Genomic DNA, 16,519 nt, shown 5'->3' with positions numbered 1-16,519 from the left:
CTTCGTGCACATCTCCACCGACGAGGTCTACGGATCGGTCGAGGAGGGCTCGTGGACCGAGTCGTCCCCGCTGGAGCCCAACTCGCCCTACGGCGCGTCGAAGGCCGCCTCCGACCTGCTCGTCCGGGCCTTCCACCGTACGTACGGACTGTGGACCACCGTCACCAGGTGCAGCAACAACTACGGGCCGTACCAGTTCCCCGAGAAGATCATCCCGCTCTTCGTCACACGCCTGCTCGACGGCGGGAAGGCACCGCTCTACGGCGACGGCACGCATGTGCGCGAGTGGCTGCATGTGGACGACCACTGCCGCGCGATCCAGCTCGTGCTGGAGTCGGGCCGGGCGGGCCGGACCTACAACGTCGGCGGCGGGACGGAGCTGGCCAACCGCGAGCTGACCCGGCGGGTGCTCGCCGAACTCGGTCTGGGCTGGGACCGGGTGGAGCATGTCCAGGACCGTCTGGGACATGACCGGCGCTACGCGCTGGACGCCACGCGCCTCCGGGAGGAACTGGGCTTCGCACCCCGGGTCGACTTCGCACAGGGCCTGGCCGACACCGTCCGCTGGTACCAGGAGAACCGGGGATGGTGGGAGCCGCTCGCCCGCCGCGCCACCACCCTCGACGCCCCTGTCGGCTGACGGGGCCGACCGGCGGGGCCCGCCCGCGGACGCGCGGCGCGGGCCCGTCGGTCATCTGCTCAACGGAGTTCGGCGGCCATGGCGATGACGTACCGGCCGTAGTCCGAGGCGGCCATCCGCGACCCCAGCCGGTGACAGGCGTCGGCGTCGATGAGGCCCAGACGCAGCGCGATCTCCTCGATGCAGGCGATCCGCACTCCCTGCCGCTCTTCGAGCATACGGACGTACTGGCCTGCCTGGAGCAGCGATTCCGGCGTTCCGGTGTCCAGCCACGCGAAGCCCCGGCCCAGGTCCACGAGCCGGGCCCGGCCCCGCTCCAGGTAGACGCGGTTCACATCGGTGATCTCCAGTTCGCCGCGCGCCGAGGGCCTGAGGTTCTTCGCGATGTCGACGACGTCGTTGTCGTACAGATAGAGGCCGGTGATCGCACGGTTGGAGCGGGGGTGCTCCGGTTTCTCCTGCACGCCGACAAGGTCGCCGTTGGCGTCGGTCTCACCCACGCCGTACCGCTGGGGGTCGTTGACCGGGTAGCCGAACAGCACGCATCCGCGGACGTCGCGGACGTTGGCCGTGAGGGTCTCCGAGAAGCTGTTGCCGTGAAAGATGTTGTCACCGAGGATCAGCGCCACCGGACCGTCCCCGATGTGTTCGGCACCGATGAGGATGGCGTCCGCGATGCCCCGCGGGGTGCCCTGCTCCGCGTAGGTGATGTTCAGTCCGAGGTGGGAACCGTCCCCGAGGAGCGCGGTGAACCTCGGTGTGTCGGAGGGGTTGGTGATCAGGAGGATGTCCCGGATGCCCGCGAGCATGAGTACCGAGAGCGGGTAGTAGATCATCGGCTTGTCGCCCACGGGAAGAAGCTGCTTCGACGTGCCGATGGTGATCGGGTGCAGACGAGTCCCGGTCCCGCCGGCGAGAATGATGCCCTTCATGCGCGCGTGCCCCTTCAGACGTTGGGTGCGTGTCTCGGCGAGCGGTCCCGCGGGCTGCTTTCCGTTCCGTGCCACGGGTGAGGGCCGGTCGGCCGCCGGTCAGGGGGCAGGCCGCGATCGGCGTCCGCCCCGTGCGGTGGTCACCGGTAGGTGTCGAGGACCGTGCTCACCAACACTTCGTCACCGGTCCACGCGAAGGAGTCCACAGCACCGTACGGGGCTCGCTTGCGTCTTGAACGGGGCTCGATCCCGGCAGGATCCGGACGAAGGATCCTCGACGGCCGTTCGCCCGTGACCGGGTGCGCCCGGGTATCCACGCCCGGGTGTCCAGGGGGGCTTCACCAGTCCTCTAGGGGACGCTCCGACGATAGGGCACCGGGAAAGGGGCGCCCGTCCGGCTGCGCGGCATCGTTCGGAGAGGGGAGAAAGGCCGATCGCGCCGCGCACCGGTGGCGAAGTGCGGCAGCCGATGCCGTCGCGACTCCTGTGGGCGAGGTCGGCCCGGCACCGCGCGTGAGGAGACCCCGGCGTCCCGAAACTGGTTGCGAGGAGGCTCGAATGACGTCCGGCCGTACCCGGTTGCTCCGAGACATGGTGCGTATCCGCGTGGTGGAGGAAACGCTCGCCGACCATTACCGCGACGAGCAGGAGATGCGTACCCCCACCCACTTCTCGATCGGCCAGGAGGCGACCGCGGTGGGTGTCTGCGCCGCCACGGACACCAGGGACTGGGTCTACACCGCCCACCGCTCCCACGCCCCCTACCTGGCCAAGGGAGGCGACCTCAAGGCCATGGTCGCCGAGCTGTACGGCAAGCAGGCCGGCTGCTCGCACGGCCGCGGCGGCTCGATCCACCTGATCGACCGGGCGGCCGGCTTCGCGGGCTCGGCGGCCATCCTCGGCGAGATGATCCCGGTGGCGGTGGGAACCGCCTGGGCCTTCGCGCGCGGTGGTGAGGCGCGGGCCGCGGTCACCTTCTTCGGCGACGGCGCGACGGAGGAGGGCGTGTTCGCCGAATCGCTCAACCTGGCGGCGGTGCGCCGGGCCCCGGTGCTCTTCGTCTGCGAGAACAACCTCTACTCCATCTCCTCCCCGATCGGCGCCCGGCAGCCCGCGGGCCCCACGATCCGGGACCGGGCCGAGGCGGCCGGGGTCACGGCCGTACAGGTGGACGGCAACGACGTGTTCGCCGTGCACGAGGCGGCGCGGACGGCTCTGCGGCACTGCCGCGAAGGCAGCGGCCCGTACCTGCTGGAGCTGGCGACCTACCGGTGGCGGGAACACGTGGGGCCGGGCTTCGACCACGGCGACGGGCAGGGGTACCGGCCGGCGGCGGAGACGGAGGCATGGATCGCCCGCTGCCCCATCGTGCGGGCCGCCGACGTGCTGCGTGAACAGGACCCCGGCATCGACCGGACGGTCGCCGAGTGGCGGGCGCTGTTCGGCGACGAGATCCGCGGCGCGATCGCCTACGCCAAGGAGCAGCCCTTCCCCGACGTCGCAGCTCTGCTCGACGGCGCCTACCAGCCCGTGCCCCGCTGACCCGGTGCACTCGACGAGGAGGACCAGGACACGTGCGCACTCTCACCTATTGGCAGGCGATCAGCGAGGCCACCGTGCAGTGCATGGCGGCGGACGAGAGCATCTTCATCGCGGGGGAGGGGGTTGACGACATCAAGGGCACCTTCGGTACCACGAAGGAGGCGTTCGCGCGGTTCGGCCCGAACCGTGTGATCGACGTGCCCAACTCCGAGAACGCCACGGCGGGGTTCGCCGTGGGCGCCGCGGCGGGCGGAATGAGGCCGCTGCTGATCCACACCCGGGCCGACTTCATGTTCCTGGCGCTGGACCCGCTGGTGAACCTGGCCGCCAAGTGGCGCTACATGTACGGCGGCGACAAGGGCGGGGTCCCCGTCGTCACGCGCGGTGTCGTCGGCCGGGGCTGGGGGCAGGGCGCGACGCACTCGCAGAGCCCGCACGCGACCTTCGCCCACTACGCGGGACTGCATGTGGCGGCACCGGCGTCACCCGCCGACGCCAAGGGACTGCTGGTCCAGGCGCTGACCGGCGACACCCCCGTCGTACTCGTGGAGAACCGCAACCTGTACCCGCTCACCGGCGAGGTGCCGGCGGAGGCCTCCGGCATTCCCTTCGGCGTCGGGAGGATCGCGCGGCGCGGCGGCGACGTCACCGTGGTCGCGACCTCCCTCATGGTGCACGAGGCGGAGCGGGCGGCCGGTCAACTGGCCGAGCGGGGGATCAGCGTGGAGGTGGTCGACGTGCGCAGCCTGCGGCCGTTGGACGACCGGATCATCTGCGAATCGGTGGCCAAGACGGGACGGCTGGTGGTGGCCGACACCAGCTGGGCACGGTACGGATTCAGCGCGGAGGTGGCCGCGGTGGTGGCCGAGAACATACCCGAGGCCCTGACGGCCCCGGTACGGCGGCTGGCACTGCCGGACAGTCCGGCGCCGGTGTCCTGGCCGCTGGAGGAGGCGTTCCACCCCGGCGCCGGCGGCATAGTGGAGGCCTGTCTGCGGCTGTGCGGGCAGGCGCCGGGAGAGCTGCCCGCGCTGGCGGACGTCGCCGCGGGGTTCCAGGGACCGTACTGACCTTTCCCGCGGCCCCCGATCGCCCCGCATCGCTCTCGTACCGCCCCCCGGACCGTCCGGTGGAACGTCTGTGGCCGACCCGATCGGAGACCGGGTCGGCCACGGTCGTGCGCCGACGGCTCCCGCGCCGGTGTCCGGGGACCGGGCGGGAGCCGCCGTCACTCGCTCTCGCCGAGCAGGGTGCGCTCCAGGCCCCGCTCGACATCGCTCAGGGAAACACCGCGAGCGACCTTCTCGGGATGTCCCGGACCCGGCTCGTCGAGACGGCGGGTGGGCGGGACGTACACCCAGATGCCTCCCGCGGCGATCATCGCCCGGGACAACGCGTGCAGCAGTCGCAGGATCATCACGACCGCCCCGCCGCCACGGGCGACCGCAGCGCGGCGTGCTCCGAGCCATCGGCCCACAACCGGTCGAGCGCGGAGCCGTCCAGGTCATGGCCCTCGGTCCACAACCGGGCCACCGTGCCGAGCACGGTCCGCCTGTCCGTCGCCGGACCGTCGGGGCGTGCCGGGAGCATCGCCACCACCGCGCTCGCCCCGCTCCGCACGGCGGGGTGCCGGCGCGCGAACGAGGCCAGGGTCTGCCGCGGCCCGGCCTCCACCAGCAGCATGTCCTCCGCGGCGAGCAACTGGTCCAGGGCCGGGCCGAAGTACACCGTGTCCGTGATCTGCCGGGCCCAGAACCGCGGGCTGAGCGCGTCCCGCTCGCTCATCAGCTCCCCCGCGTAGCCGGAGTAGAGCGCGAGGTCCGGGGGCCGGAAGCGGATGCCCGCGTAGTCCCGCTCGACGGCGTCGGCGGCCGGAGCCATCGCGGGGGAGTGGAAGGGGCTGGTCGCCGGCACCGCCACGACCGTGTGGCCGTCCTCCCGCAGCCGCTTCTCGACCGTGAACAGCTGTGCCGCGGGACCGGCCAGCATCGTCTGGAGGCCCGTGTTGACCGCGGCGACGGCCACCTCGCCGATCAGGTAGGGGCGTAACCGCGCCTCGGACGCCGCGACCGCGAGCATTCCCCCGGCCGGTACGGACAGCGCGTGACGGACGCGCGCCCGCATCATCATGACCGCGTCCTGGAGGGACACCACACCGGCGAAGGTGGCTGCCACGAGTTCGCCCGCGCTGTGACCGAGCAGCGCGGTCGGCCGGATTCCCCAGCTCATGACCATCTTGCCGAGCGCGTAGTCCACCGCGAACAGCAGCGGCTGCGCCCGCCGGACGTCGTCGACGGCGATGTGCGGTTCGTGCGGGCCGAGCCAGTCGGCACGGACGGCCGCGCCCTCGTCGCCCATGAGGTCCAGGACCGTGTCGACGGCCTCGGTGAACACGGGCTCGTGCGTGTACAGGCCGGCGGCCATCGCGGTGTGCTGCGAACCCTGGCCGGGAAAGAGCAGGGCCACCGGGCGCGGGTCGTCGGCCACGACCGCCCTGGCGGCGTCCAGCGCGGCGGTGGGGTCCTCACCGCGGCACAGGGCCGCCGCCCGCACGGGGCCCGCGCCCGGTCCGCAGGACACCACCGCAGGCAGGGCGCGGAAGGTGTCGTCCGTCATCGGGCCGACCGCCGAACGCAGTTGGGCCCGGGTCCGCGTCTCGTCGCTCGCGCGACGGCCGGACCAGAGCAGCAACCGCCCGGTGTCGGCCACCGGGCCCCGCGACGGAGGACGCCCGGGTGCCGTACGGTCCTGCCACGGCACGCCGCGCAGGGTCACCCGGCTGGCCCGGACGGTGCCGGGCCCACCGGCACGGTCCAGGACCAGCGCCACGTCCTTGGTGCCGTCCGTGAGCGCGGCGTGCGCCAGTACCAGGGCCCGGACCATGGAATCCGCCGTGCGCACGACGACACCCTCCACGACCGGGCCGTCCGGCGGCGAGGAGTCCCCGCCCACCAGGAGGACGACGGTTCTGGCGCGCGCCGACGGTCCGGTGAGGCCGTGGGCCGCGAGCGTGGTGACGACGTCCTGCCGGTCGTTTGGCGGCGGCCCCGCCGGGTCTCTCCCCGGGACGGTCGGCTCCAGCGTGACCACGGTCAGAGCTGTGCAGAGCATCTGTGTCTCTCCTCTCGTCGCGTGTGCCGGCGGCGGTCGGGCCACGGGCACGCGCCGCCTCACCCGGCCTGAGATATCTCTCCGGTGGTGTTGATCAGCGTGAGCAGGGCGCGCGGGGTCTCCGCGTCGGCGATCGTCTCGTCCGGCAGCCGGACGCCGTATTCGCGCTGGATCTGCCCGACGACCTGGAGCATGGCCAGGGAGTCGTAGCCGAGATCGTCGAAGGAGACGTCCAGGACGTCCCCGTCCAGGTCGACGCCCTCTTCCTCGCCCGCGCTCTCACGCAGCATCCGGGTGAGGTCGGCCAGGGTTACCGTGGAGCCGGTGGACATGCCAGGGTCCTCTCGTGGGATGGGGGACTCGTCGGTCGGGGGGACGGTCAGCCGTCGGTACGGCGCAGGACGAGGGCCGCGTTGAAGCCCCCGTATCCGCGAGCCAGCACCAGGGCCGACCGCAGGTCGGTGTCGCGGGGCCCTCCGGTCACCAGGTCGAGCCCGTGCTCGGGTGCGGGAGCGCGTACGTTGACGGTCGGGGGGATCACCCCGTCGCGCAGGGAGAGCAGGGCGGTGGCGACGTCGAGGGCGGCGCCTCCCGCGAGCAGCCTGCCGGTCATGGTCTTGGGAGCGGTCACCGGCACCCCGTGCCGCCCGAAGAGCCCGGTGATCGCCGCCGCCTCGGTCCGGTCCAGTTCGGGTACGCCCGCCGCGTCGGCGAAGACCACGTCGATGTCCCCCGGAGTGAGGCCCGCGTCGGCGATGGCGTTCTCGGCCGCGCGGCGCAGACCGGCCGGCCGGCCCGTGCCGGGCGCCGGATCCATGGTCGCCGCGTAGCCGGCGACCTCGCCGTAGACCCGTGGAGCACCGCGCTCCCGCGCCGACGCGGCGTCCTCGAGGATGACGACGGCGCCTCCCTCACCCACGACATATCCGCAGGCGTCGGCGGAGAAGGGCAGATAGGCGCGGTCCGGGTCCGCGACGGTGCTCATACGGCCGGAGGCAATCTGGGGCACCCATCCCCAGGGGCAGAGCGCCGCGTCCACCCCGCCGGACACCACGAGTGGGGTGCCCTTGCGGACATGCCGCCGGGCGTGGCCGATGGCGTCGATGCCGCCGGCCTGTTCCGTGAGCAGGACCCCGCTGGGACCGCGCATCTTGTGCCGGATGGAGATCTGGCCGGTGTTGACCGCGTAGAACCAGGCGAAGGACTGGTAGGCGCTGACGTACTCCTTGCCCTTGCTCCAGAGGTTCTCCAGTTCCCGCTGGCCGAACTCGACGGCCCCGCCGGAGGCCGCGGTCACCACGCCCATGCCGTACTCGGGCAGTTGCCGCAGATCGGCGCCGGCGTCGCCGATGGCCCAGTCCGTGGCGGCCAGTGCGAGCCGGGTCATGTGGTCCGTCTGCGGCATCAGCCGGCTGGGGATGTGGTCCTCGGCGGTGAAGCCCTTGATCTCACCGGCGAGCACGGACGGGTACTGGGCGGGATCGAAGCGGGTCAGCGCGGCCAGACCGCTCCGCCCGGCGAGGGTGGCCTTCCAGAACGCCTCCGTGCCGAGACCGTTCGGCGCGGCGACCCCGAGGCCCGTGACCACGGCGGCCGTCATGAGCGCACGTCCGGAGCGGTGAGCAGCATGGCGCTCTGGAATCCGCCGAAGCCGCTGCCGACGGTGAGCACCACGTCCGCCCGCTGCCTGCGCGCGGTCAACGGGATGTAGTCGAGGTCGAGTTCGGGATCGGGCTCGTGCAGGTTGGCGGTGGGCGGCAGCACACCGTGCTCGATCGCCATCGCGCAGGCGACGATCTCCAGCGAGCCGATGGCGCCGAGCGAGTGACCGATCATCGACTTGATCGAACTGATCGGTACGTTGTAGGCGTGGTCGCCCAGGCTGCGTTTGAACGCGCCCGTCTCATGGCGGTCGTTCATCTTGGTGCCGGATCCGTGCGCGTTGATGTAGCCGATGGAGTCCGGTGCCAGACGGGCCTCCTGGAGGGCGGCGTCGATGGCTTCGGCCATCTCGCGCCCGTCCGGCTTGAGCCCCGTCATGTGGTACGCGTTGCAGCGGGCGGCGAATCCGGCGATCTCGGCGTAGATGTGCGCTCCGCGTGCGCGGGCGCTCTCCCACTCCTCCAGGATCATGACCGCCGCGCCCTCCCCCAGCACCAGTCCGCCGCGGGTGCGGTCGAAGGGCCGGCACGCGCGGTCCGGTTCGTCGTTGTGCGGGGTGGTGGCGTGGATGGCGTCGAAGCAGGCGGAGGTGATGGGGGAGATGGGAGCCTCGGTGGCGCCCGCCACCATCACGTCGACACTTCCCTCGCGGATCAGCTCCACCGCGTGACCGACCGCGTCGAGCCCCGAGGTGCAGCCGGTCGAGACCACGGCGGCGGGACCCTCGGCCCCGACGACCCAGGCGACTTCGGCCGCCATCGTGTTGGGCACGAAGTGCCGGTACAGCTCGGGGACGGCGTACTCGTGGTCGACGTTCCACTTGCGCCCGCCGTCGCTGACGACCACGTACTCGCGTTCCAGGCTGGTGGTGCATCCCACCGCGCTGCCGATCGAGGTACCGGTCCGGCCGGGGTCGAGACGCGAGACGTCCAGGCCGCTGTCGGCGAGTGCCTCGCGGGCGCTCACCACGGCGAACTGGGCGGCCCGGTCGAGCCGTCGGATCTCCTGCGGCGTCAGGCCCGCCGACACCGGGTCGAAGTCGCACTCGGCCGCCACCCGCGAGCGGAAGGGCGAGGGGTCGAAGAAACTGATGGTGCGTGTGGCGGACCGGCCGGAGGTGAGGAGTTCCCAGTACTCCTTCACCCCGTTGCCTCCAGGGGCTACCGTGCCCAGGCCCGTGATGGCGACTCTGCGCATGGTCTTCACCCCGTTCCCGCGAGGACCGAGCTGCTTCGGGTTCGTGGTCCGGGCCGAGCTGTGCCAGTCACTGTGGGGTCCCTCTCTCGTCGATCCGGTCCGGTGGGCCAGCGTGCGAGACGGCGCAGGGTCTCTGTCGTCGCGTCCCGCCCGCTGAATCGCCCGGTGGTGCGCTTGTGACGTGCCACCGGCGGCGATCCGGTTCATCGTTCGGCGGCCCCCTCGACGAACGCTCGTGCCGACATGGAGCGCGGCGCGCGGAGGGAGGAGCCGGGGTGGGCGGGCCGCTCAGAGAGCGGCGACCTGCAGTTCCAGGGCCGGGTCGCCGACGAGTATCGACTGGTGCAGCCGTTGCAGCCGGGCGGACGGTTCGAGGCCCAACTCCTCGACGAGCGTGGCGCGTAGCTGCTGGAACGCCTGAAGAGCCCGCCAGGCGTTGCCGGAACGGTAGGCGGCCAGCATGAGCAGGGCGCAGAAGTTCTCGTGCATGGGGTAACGGGCCGTCAGTACGGTCAGTTCGGGCACGAGTTCGCAGTGACGGGCCAGCCGCAGATCGGCGCCGACACGCCGTTCGAGCACCGCCAGCCGGCCCTGGTCGACGCGCAGCACCTCCAGTTCCAGCACCCTGCCGATCCGTACGTCGACCAGGGCCGGTCCCCGCCACATCCCCAGGGCCCTGCCGAGCAGTTCGGACGCCGCGTGGTCGTCGTGCGCGTCGAGCGCGGCCCGGCCGGCGGACGCGTAGCGCTCGTACTCCTGGGCGTCCACCTGGCCCGGAGGTATGTCGAGCAGGTAGCCGCCGTGCCGGGTGACCAGGACGTCCTTCGCGCCGCGTCCCGTTTCCTCCGGGAGTGCCGCGGCGATCCTGCGGCGCAACTGGAGGATGTAGGTCTGCAACGTGGTCGCGGCACTGCGGGGCACCGCCTCTCCCCAGATCTCCTCCATCAGCGTGGACACCGTGACGACGCGCCCCGCCTGGAGGGCGAGCACGGCGAGGATCTGTCTGGGCTTGGCCGCACTCGGGACCACCGAGATCCCGTGCTCCTCGGCGCTCAGCGGACCCAGCACCTTGATTTCCATCTGCGCTCCCCTCGTACACCGGTACGACAGTGGTGGAGCCTCGCACTTCGGTTGACCGGGGCACAGTGAGACAGACACGAGCGGCGTTGTGAATATGTCATACCGAGCGCGTGAAAGCCGCACTACCATGAGTCACAGAGTCCCACCGAGAATCTGTACGTGGCGGTGTGCCGCACAGGTCACTGCAGGTGACGATTGTCAAGGCAAGGAGCAGCCGTCGGGCGGCGACCGCGGGACGGGTCCCGGGCGTCTTCCGGTAGCGATACACCGCCGTGAACCAGCCACGTTTCGGATCGTGCCGGAGCGGGCGGTTCCCTTCTGCCGCTCGAAGCGGGGCATGCGCCCCGGGCCTCCGGGTTCACGATCGGCAGCGCCGGTGAAGTGATCACCGCGTCCGGAGAGGCTGATTTTGTGCAGATGTGAATCACTGACTGTGATCGCGCGGTGGGCACCGGTTGTCCCAGAACCACCTCCTGTTATTATCGCTCCGATATGCCGGTGGCTTTTGCAATGTGACGACAGTGCATTGGATCTCAGGTATACGGGGGACAGGTGGATGCTCTTTTTCGTGGCGATTCCCGCAACACGAGGCCATCGGACCACACGAGGGTGGCTCTCCAGATAGCCCGCTCCTTGATCGTCGCCCTGGTGCTCACCCATGGCGTGCTGGTCCTGGCCGACGTCGCGCAGCGTGCCCACGGAACGGGTGAAGTGATCGCCTATGGGCTGTGCGCGATACCCCTTCTCGGTTTCCAGGCTGTTCTTCCTTTTCTTTCGTACCAGCAATGGAAGTCGGTGTGCAGGGTTTCCGCCTTCTTTTTTGTCGCGGGTGCGACTTATCTCGTCGTCGCGTTCGGCGGCGCGAATTGGAATGGGCTGGCGGGCCCGCTGGCCGGTTCGGCGTTGCTGTTGCTCACGGGAATCCGGGCGTGGAGTGTCTTCGTACTCGTCGTGGCGGTCCTGCCCGTACGGGCCATGGCCCACGAGTCACCTCTGCTGCCTTCCATCGGTCTCGCCCTGGCCTCCGGTCTCGGCGGCCTCCTCGTCCTCGGTCTCGCCCGGCTCACCCATCTCGTCTCGGAGGCGTGGGCCTCGCGCGCGGAGGCGGCCCGCAGGGCGGTCGTGAGCGAGCGGCTCCGCTTCTCCATGGACCTGCACGACCTGCTCGGCTTCAGCCTGTCGTCGATCGCGTTGAAGAGTGAGCTGATCTACCGTCTGGTGCCCAGCAGGCCGGACCAGGCACGCAAGGAGATCGACGAGATCCTGGACATCTCCCGGCAGGCCCTGTCCGACGTGAGACTGGTGGCGAGGGGCTACCGCGGGATGTCCCTGGAGAGCGAGACGTCCTCCGTGCAGTCGGTGCTGGACTCCCTCGGTGTCGTCGTGCACGTGGACATCCGGTGCGGGAGCCTGCCGCCCGCCGTCGACACCGTCCTGGCCACCGCGGTCCGCGAGGGCGTGACCAACGCCCTCAAACACGCCCACGTCCGGCACGTCACGATCCGGGTCGTCGACGAGCGGGAGAAGGTCCGGCTCGTGATGGCCAACGACGGGGTGGCCGGCCCGGCGGCCGGGCCGCACTGTTCCGACGGCAGCGGCCTGACCAATCTGGCCAGCCGGTTCGATGTCATCGGCGGCCACATCGACACGGAGGTGAGGGACGACGGCTGGTTCCGTCTGGTGTGCGAGGTCCCCCTGGCCATATCGCTCGGCTCCGGCCGACCGGCCTCCTGAGAGGGAGATTGGAGGTTCACGTTGCCCGTCAGAGTGCTCATCGCCGAAGACGTCTCCATGCTCCGTGAGGCCCTCGTCACCCTCCTGGAACTGGAATGCGACCTGGAGATCGTGGCGGCCGTCGGGCGCGGGGACGCGATCGTGCCGACCGCCCTCAGGACGCAGCCGGACGTCGCCGTCATCGACATCAGCCTGCCCGGGATCGACGGGCTGAGCGCGGCGATGGAGCTCCACCGGCGGCTGCCCAACTGCCGGACCATCATGCTGACCGGGATGGGCCGCTCGGGCACACTGCGCCGTGCGCTGGACGCCAAGGTCTCCGGTTTCCTGCTCAAGGATTCCGACCCGCACCGGCTCGCCCAGGCCATTCGCGCGGTGGCGGCGGGACAGCGGGCCATCGATCCCGAACTGGCGCTGTCGGCCTGGGACGTCCAGGACACCCCCCTGACCAGGCGCGAGCTCGAAGTGCTCAGGCTGGCGGCGCAGGGCGCGGAGGCGGACGAGATCGCCAGGCGCCTGTACCTCTCCAAGGGGACCGTACGGAACTATCTGACCTCCATCGTCACCAAGCTCAACGCGCGCAACCGGGTCGACGCCATCCGGATCGCGGAGCAGGCGGGATGGATTCCCTGAGGGCTCCCGGGCGGCACGGCCGTCGGCTCGCCTCGGGGCGGCTCACGCCTCCCCGGTGCCGATGAGCTCCCGCACGTCGTGCCCCACCACCTCGTGGATCGCCTTGAGTTCGCCGCCGAGCAGGAGCCGGCGCAACTCGCCGCGCCCGACCGTGCCGCCGGCGCCGCGGCGTACCGTCCCGGACCGGACGAGGAACACCGCGGCCGGGCTGAGCTGGAACTCCGCGACGAGGCGTTCCCGCACCGCGGAGACGAGCGCGGGGAGATCGACGCCGTAGTAGCCGTTCCCCCGCAGTTCCAGGATCACCACCACATGCTCCCGCTGGGCGCCGACACCGAAGGCGGCGCCGGCCCCGAACAGATCGCTGACCTGCCGGACCGCGTGTTCCAGATCTCCCGGCGACAGACTCCGGTCGGCCAGTACGACGGTGTCCTCGATCCGGCCGGTCACATACAGACGCCCGTCCGACATGGCGCCGAGGTCGCCCGTACGCAGGAAGCCGCGGCCGTCACCGGCGGCGGTGCGCGCGTCGAACACCTCGGCGCTCTCCCGGGGGCGGTTCCAGTAGCCGTGCGCGACGGCCGCTCCCCGGACCCAGATCTCCCCGGTCCGGCCGTCCGGCAGCACCTCTCGGGTCACCGGGTCGACGATGCGCAGTTCCGCGCCGGCCGGGATGCCGCGGTCCGCGAGCGTGCGCGTCGGGCGGCCGGGGACGGGACGGCGCAGTCCATGGCGCTCCAGCCCGGCCGCGTCCACCGTGCGGTCGACCGCCTCGGCACCGGACCCGGATCCGGACACCACCACGGGTACTTCGGCGGGTCCGTAGCAGGTCCTGAGCGCGTCGCGCCGGAAGCCCGCCGGGGCGAACCGGTCGGCGAAGGCGCGCAGGGCCTCGGGCCGGACCGGTCCCGGTGTGCTGAACGCCGTCTCCCAGCCCGACAGGTCGAGACCGGCCGGCTCCCGGTCACCGACCTGGCGCGCACAGCGCTCGTACGCCGAGCCGGGACCTCCGCTCACCCGTATCCGGTGGGCCGACACGGCTTCCGGCCAGGCCGCCGGCCGGCGGGCGAACACGTTCCGGCTCATGAGGACACCGGTCCCGCCCAGCCAGAGCGGGTGCAGCAGGTGCGTGACCAGGCCCATGCCGTGATGGACCGGCAGCCAGCCGCCGATCCGGTCTCCCGGCCGGGTGCCCAGGGCCAGCGCGACCGCCCGCTGGCCGGCGAGCAGGTTGCGGTGGGTCAGGACCGTGCCCCGGGGCTCCCGGGCGGAACCGGACGTGTACTGGAGCAGCGCCGGGCCGTCCGCGTCGGCCGTCGGCGCGCGGATCCCGCTCCCGTCCGGCACCGACTCCACCGCGAGGCAGCTGACCCGGTCGTGCCCGTGACGGGCCAGCAGCAAGGAGAGGTCCGGAGCTGTGACGGCGTCCGTGAGGACGACACCCGCCGACGCGTCCCTGACGATCCCGAGTACCCGCTCCGCGTCGTACCGGCTCGCGCCCGGCACGGCCACCGGCACGGCGACCGCGCCGGCGTACATGCACGCGAGCAGACCGACCGCGAAGAGCCGGGGGGAGGGCTGCGCCACCAGCACGCGCTGACCGGCGGGCCCGTGCTCCCGCAGCCAGCCCGCCAGCGCCGCGGCGCGGCCGTCGAGTTCGCCGTAGGTCAGACGCCCGGCCGGTGTGTCCGTGCCGTCCTCGGCCACGAGCACCAGCGCCTCCCGGGCGGGAGCCGTCAGCGCCCTCTCGTGGATCACCTCACCGTACGTACGGTCGTTCTTCAAGGCTCCCCCTGGAAAGCAGCCGGACTCGGCGGCGGCGTGGATCACGCTTCGGCGGTCTCTGACGGTGACGGACCGGCGCGGGAGCGGGAGAACGCGTCCTCGGGGCCCCGCCGCCCCCCCGGCCGGGTGGGTTACTCCACGTGCTGCTTGGCCCTGAGCAGGGTCGCGGCGCTGTTCGCCGTGAGGGACCGCTGGATCAGGGCCCGGGCCTCGGCCAACTCCGTGCCGGGCCCCAGCACCCGCCGCACGCCCTGCGGATCGACCACGACCGTGTGCCAGGAGGTGACCCGCACCACGGGCGCGCCGGACTCGCCGGGGATCTCCTCCACGACCCACCGCCCGGTGTGAGTGGTCATCACGGGCGGCGGTGCCGTCTGCTTGTAGACGATCAGCCCGCGGTCGGGAAAGCAGAGCCTGACCGAGGAGGTGGTGTGCGTGGAACCGTCCGGGCCGCGGGTGTCCATGGTCATGTGCTGCACGCCGGGCTCGTCCTCGGTCAGTTCGAGCCGGGCGACGTGCGGAAGACGGCTCGGCCACTCCTCGGCGCGGGCCAGGAAGTCGAACACCTCGCGCGGGTCGCCGTCGATGTCCTGATGGGTGCCGAAGGTGAACTTCGAGCGGGCGGCGTCGCCGGACCGCTCGGCCGTGGTCCTGAGGGCGTCCAGCTCCGCGGTGCTGTTGGCCTCCACGGCCGTCCCGATCAGACGCACGCCCTCGGGGTCGTCGTCGACGGCCCGGTAGTCGTGCAGCAGTGTCACCCGGCAGCCGTCCGCCGTCTCCTCGATCCGCCACAGGCCGCCCATCGACTCCACCGGTGGGACGGACACCACCTGACGGAAGGCCACCGTGCGGGCCGCCGGGTCGAGGACCCGGCGGGAGGTCCAGCCGCGCACACGGCCGTTCGCGAACGCCCAGATCCTCAGCAACTGGTGCTGCCCCGTCTCCTCCAGGATCTCGGCGTGGACCGTCGGACCGAAGACGTCGGGCCAGCCGGCCGCGTCGACGACGAGCCGGTGGACGTCCGCGGCGGGCGCCGCGACGACGACACTGTGCTCCGTCACATGAGTGGTTGCCGTGCTGCTCCGTGCCACAGGACACTTCCTCTCACCAGGGCCACCGCGGCGGCGTCTGTCTTGTCGGGGTTTCGGGAGCGGCGGGTCGGGACGTCAGCCGGCGGCCCAGTCCGGGCGGTCGAGGATGTCGACCACGGCGCAGCCCCAGCTGTATCCCGCGCCGACCGACATCAGGACACAACGGTCACCGGGCGCGGCCAGGCCGGACACGACGAGCCGGTCCAGGCTCGCGAACTGGTCACCGGCGCCCAGGTGTCCCACCGTCCGGCTCCAGTCCCACGTGGTGCGCCCCGGATCGATGCCGAACGGCCGGTAGTAGATGGACTGGAGCCGGCGGCGGCCGAAATGCGGAAGGATCACCCACGCGGCGTCGGCGAGTTCCATCCCGGCGTCCGACAGCGCCTCCTTGACGACGTTGTACTGCCCGGCGCCGCTGCGCGCGACGGCGTACGAGATGCCCATGCGCTCGACGAAGGCCCGCTTGGCCGCGTCGAAGTCGACGGGCATGCCATGGGTGAACGGCGCCGGGGAGAAAGGGGTGTCGCCGCGGTGCAGGGGTTCGAGTTCGGAGTCGGCGAACAACGCCAGTGAGGCGACCGAGGCGAACCCGCCCTGCCGGGAGAGCACCAGCGCCGTACCCCCGTCGGCGTAGGGCGTGCCGGGGTCGGTGCGCCAGCGGTCGATGCCGGGCGGGCAGAACCGGTCGGCGGTGGTCAGCAGGGCCTGGCGGCGGCCGGGCGCGGCACTCAGATACGCGGCGGCCAGGTCGAGTGCGGCCAGGCCGCCGTTGGACATCTGCCGGATCTCCAGGGCCGGGCAGGTGCTCCGGAGCGTCTCGCGCTGGATGTAGGAGGCCACCGGCCACAGGTCCTGGCCCTGGTGGTAGGTGTCGGCGTGCAGGATCAGGTCGATGTCGTCCGGCTGCGTCCGGGCGCGGTCCAGGGCGCTGCCCGCCGCCGCGACCGCCATCTCCGCCGCCGACTCGTCGGGCGAGTACGCCACGGAGACGACGCCGGTGGTGTCCGCGGTCCGCGGCGGGCACTCGCCCGCGGCGACCGCGTCACTCACCCGCAGCCGGGCGGGGAGCCGGACGCCGGTCGCCTGTACGAAGATGCCTTCCAAACGCATGG

At 71.7% G+C, this 16,519-nt stretch carries 15 protein-coding genes; 5 read left to right on the top strand and 10 right to left on the bottom strand.

The window, feature by feature from the left end:
* Positions 1-640: dTDP-glucose 4,6-dehydratase (locus BFF77_RS12840; protein WP_141698426.1), on the top strand; the 640-nt coding region annotated here is incomplete at its 5' end.
* Positions 641-699: 59 nt separating this feature from the next.
* Here BFF77_RS12840 and rfbA read toward each other — a convergent pair.
* Positions 700-1,572 carry a glucose-1-phosphate thymidylyltransferase RfbA gene (gene rfbA / locus BFF77_RS12835; protein ID WP_066948017.1) on the bottom strand — a complete coding sequence of 291 codons (873 nt, stop codon included), beginning with the start codon at positions 1,570-1,572 and terminating at the stop codon, positions 700-702.
* A 558-nt stretch (positions 1,573-2,130) separates the two neighbouring features.
* Here rfbA and BFF77_RS12830 point away from each other — a divergent pair.
* Entirely contained in the window at positions 2,131-3,114 is a 984-nt protein-coding gene (locus BFF77_RS12830; RefSeq protein WP_066947993.1) for a thiamine pyrophosphate-dependent dehydrogenase E1 component subunit alpha, read from the top strand.
* A 32-nt stretch (positions 3,115-3,146) separates the two neighbouring features.
* Positions 3,147-4,184, top strand: coding sequence for an alpha-ketoacid dehydrogenase subunit beta (locus tag BFF77_RS12825; RefSeq protein ID WP_066947991.1), 1,038 nt, complete (start codon positions 3,147-3,149; stop codon positions 4,182-4,184).
* 158 nt (positions 4,185-4,342) lie between these two features.
* Here the strand turns inward: BFF77_RS12825 and BFF77_RS12820 are convergent, their stop codons facing one another.
* The 6 genes from BFF77_RS12820 to BFF77_RS12795 all read right to left on the bottom strand — a co-directional run bounded on the left by BFF77_RS12820 (position 4,343) and on the right by BFF77_RS12795 (position 10,164).
* Positions 4,343-4,531 (bottom strand): DUF6059 family protein, encoded by a 189-nt coding sequence (locus BFF77_RS12820; protein WP_066947988.1) that lies wholly within the window; start codon positions 4,529-4,531, stop codon positions 4,343-4,345.
* On the bottom strand, positions 4,531-6,225 hold the full coding sequence (locus BFF77_RS12815) for an acyltransferase domain-containing protein (RefSeq protein ID WP_066947985.1): 1,695 nt from the start codon (positions 6,223-6,225) through the stop codon (positions 4,531-4,533). Before BFF77_RS12815 ends, BFF77_RS12820 begins: the two co-directional genes overlap by 1 nt.
* A 59-nt stretch (positions 6,226-6,284) precedes the next feature.
* Entirely contained in the window at positions 6,285-6,557 is a 273-nt protein-coding gene (locus tag BFF77_RS12810) for an acyl carrier protein (protein WP_066947982.1), read from the bottom strand.
* A 47-nt stretch (positions 6,558-6,604) separates the two neighbouring features.
* A complete protein-coding gene (locus BFF77_RS12805; RefSeq protein ID WP_066947978.1) occupies positions 6,605-7,825 on the bottom strand; it encodes a ketosynthase chain-length factor in 1,221 nt (406 codons plus the stop codon).
* Positions 7,822-9,084, bottom strand: coding sequence for a beta-ketoacyl-[acyl-carrier-protein] synthase family protein (locus BFF77_RS12800; RefSeq protein ID WP_066948014.1), 1,263 nt, complete (start codon positions 9,082-9,084; stop codon positions 7,822-7,824). The genes BFF77_RS12805 and BFF77_RS12800 overlap by 4 nt, the downstream gene beginning before the upstream one ends.
* A gap of 288 nt (positions 9,085-9,372) precedes the next feature.
* Positions 9,373-10,164, bottom strand: coding sequence for an AfsR/SARP family transcriptional regulator (locus BFF77_RS12795; protein WP_066947975.1), 792 nt, complete (start codon positions 10,162-10,164; stop codon positions 9,373-9,375).
* 609 nt (positions 10,165-10,773) lie between these two features.
* Here BFF77_RS12795 and BFF77_RS12790 point away from each other — a divergent pair.
* Positions 10,774-11,898 (top strand): sensor histidine kinase, encoded by a 1,125-nt coding sequence (locus BFF77_RS12790; RefSeq protein WP_066947974.1) that lies wholly within the window; start codon positions 10,774-10,776, stop codon positions 11,896-11,898.
* Between the two features lie 21 nt (positions 11,899-11,919).
* Entirely contained in the window at positions 11,920-12,531 is a 612-nt protein-coding gene (locus BFF77_RS12785; protein WP_066947971.1) for a response regulator transcription factor, read from the top strand.
* 42 nt (positions 12,532-12,573) lie between these two features.
* On the opposite strand, the gene BFF77_RS12780 is transcribed toward BFF77_RS12785, so the two are convergent.
* The 3 genes from BFF77_RS12780 to BFF77_RS12770 form a co-directional block, all read right to left on the bottom strand.
* Complete coding sequence (locus BFF77_RS12780) at positions 12,574-14,316, bottom strand: AMP-binding protein (protein WP_066947968.1); 1,743 nt, start codon at positions 14,314-14,316, stop codon at positions 12,574-12,576.
* A gap of 131 nt (positions 14,317-14,447) precedes the next feature.
* A complete protein-coding gene (locus tag BFF77_RS12775) occupies positions 14,448-15,407 on the bottom strand; it encodes an aromatase/cyclase (RefSeq protein WP_079125098.1) in 960 nt (319 codons plus the stop codon).
* 75 nt (positions 15,408-15,482) lie between these two features.
* On the bottom strand, positions 15,483-16,517 hold the full coding sequence (locus BFF77_RS12770; protein ID WP_066948011.1) for a ketoacyl-ACP synthase III family protein: 1,035 nt from the start codon (positions 16,515-16,517) through the stop codon (positions 15,483-15,485).
* Positions 16,518-16,519 lie beyond the last annotated feature (2 nt).

This window comes from Streptomyces lushanensis (assembly GCF_001700515.1).
GTDB classification, from domain to species: domain Bacteria; phylum Actinomycetota; class Actinomycetes; order Streptomycetales; family Streptomycetaceae; genus Streptomyces; species Streptomyces lushanensis.
This window is presented reverse-complemented; position numbering and strand designations above follow the sequence as displayed.

Excerpts from the sequence above, each read along its gene's own strand:
- BFF77_RS12795 (WP_066947975.1), bottom strand. The coding sequence starts at position 10,164 with ATGGAAATCAAGGTGCTGGGTCCGCTGAGCGCCGAGGAGCACGGGATC.
- BFF77_RS12800 (WP_066948014.1), bottom strand. The coding sequence starts at position 9,084 with ATGCGCAGAGTCGCCATCACGGGCCTGGGCACGGTAGCCCCTGGAGGC.
- BFF77_RS12815 (WP_066947985.1), bottom strand. The coding sequence starts at position 6,225 with ATGCTCTGCACAGCTCTGACCGTGGTCACGCTGGAGCCGACCGTCCCG.
- rfbA (WP_066948017.1), bottom strand. The coding sequence starts at position 1,572 with ATGAAGGGCATCATTCTCGCCGGCGGGACCGGGACTCGTCTGCACCCG.
- BFF77_RS12810 (WP_066947982.1), bottom strand. The coding sequence starts at position 6,557 with ATGTCCACCGGCTCCACGGTAACCCTGGCCGACCTCACCCGGATGCTG.
- BFF77_RS12805 (WP_066947978.1), bottom strand. The coding sequence starts at position 7,825 with ATGACGGCCGCCGTGGTCACGGGCCTCGGGGTCGCCGCGCCGAACGGT.
- BFF77_RS12820 (WP_066947988.1), bottom strand. The coding sequence starts at position 4,531 with ATGATCCTGCGACTGCTGCACGCGTTGTCCCGGGCGATGATCGCCGCG.
- BFF77_RS12770 (WP_066948011.1), bottom strand. The coding sequence starts at position 16,517 with ATGCGTTTGGAAGGCATCTTCGTACAGGCGACCGGCGTCCGGCTCCCC.
- BFF77_RS12830 (WP_066947993.1), top strand. The coding sequence starts at position 2,131 with ATGACGTCCGGCCGTACCCGGTTGCTCCGAGACATGGTGCGTATCCGC.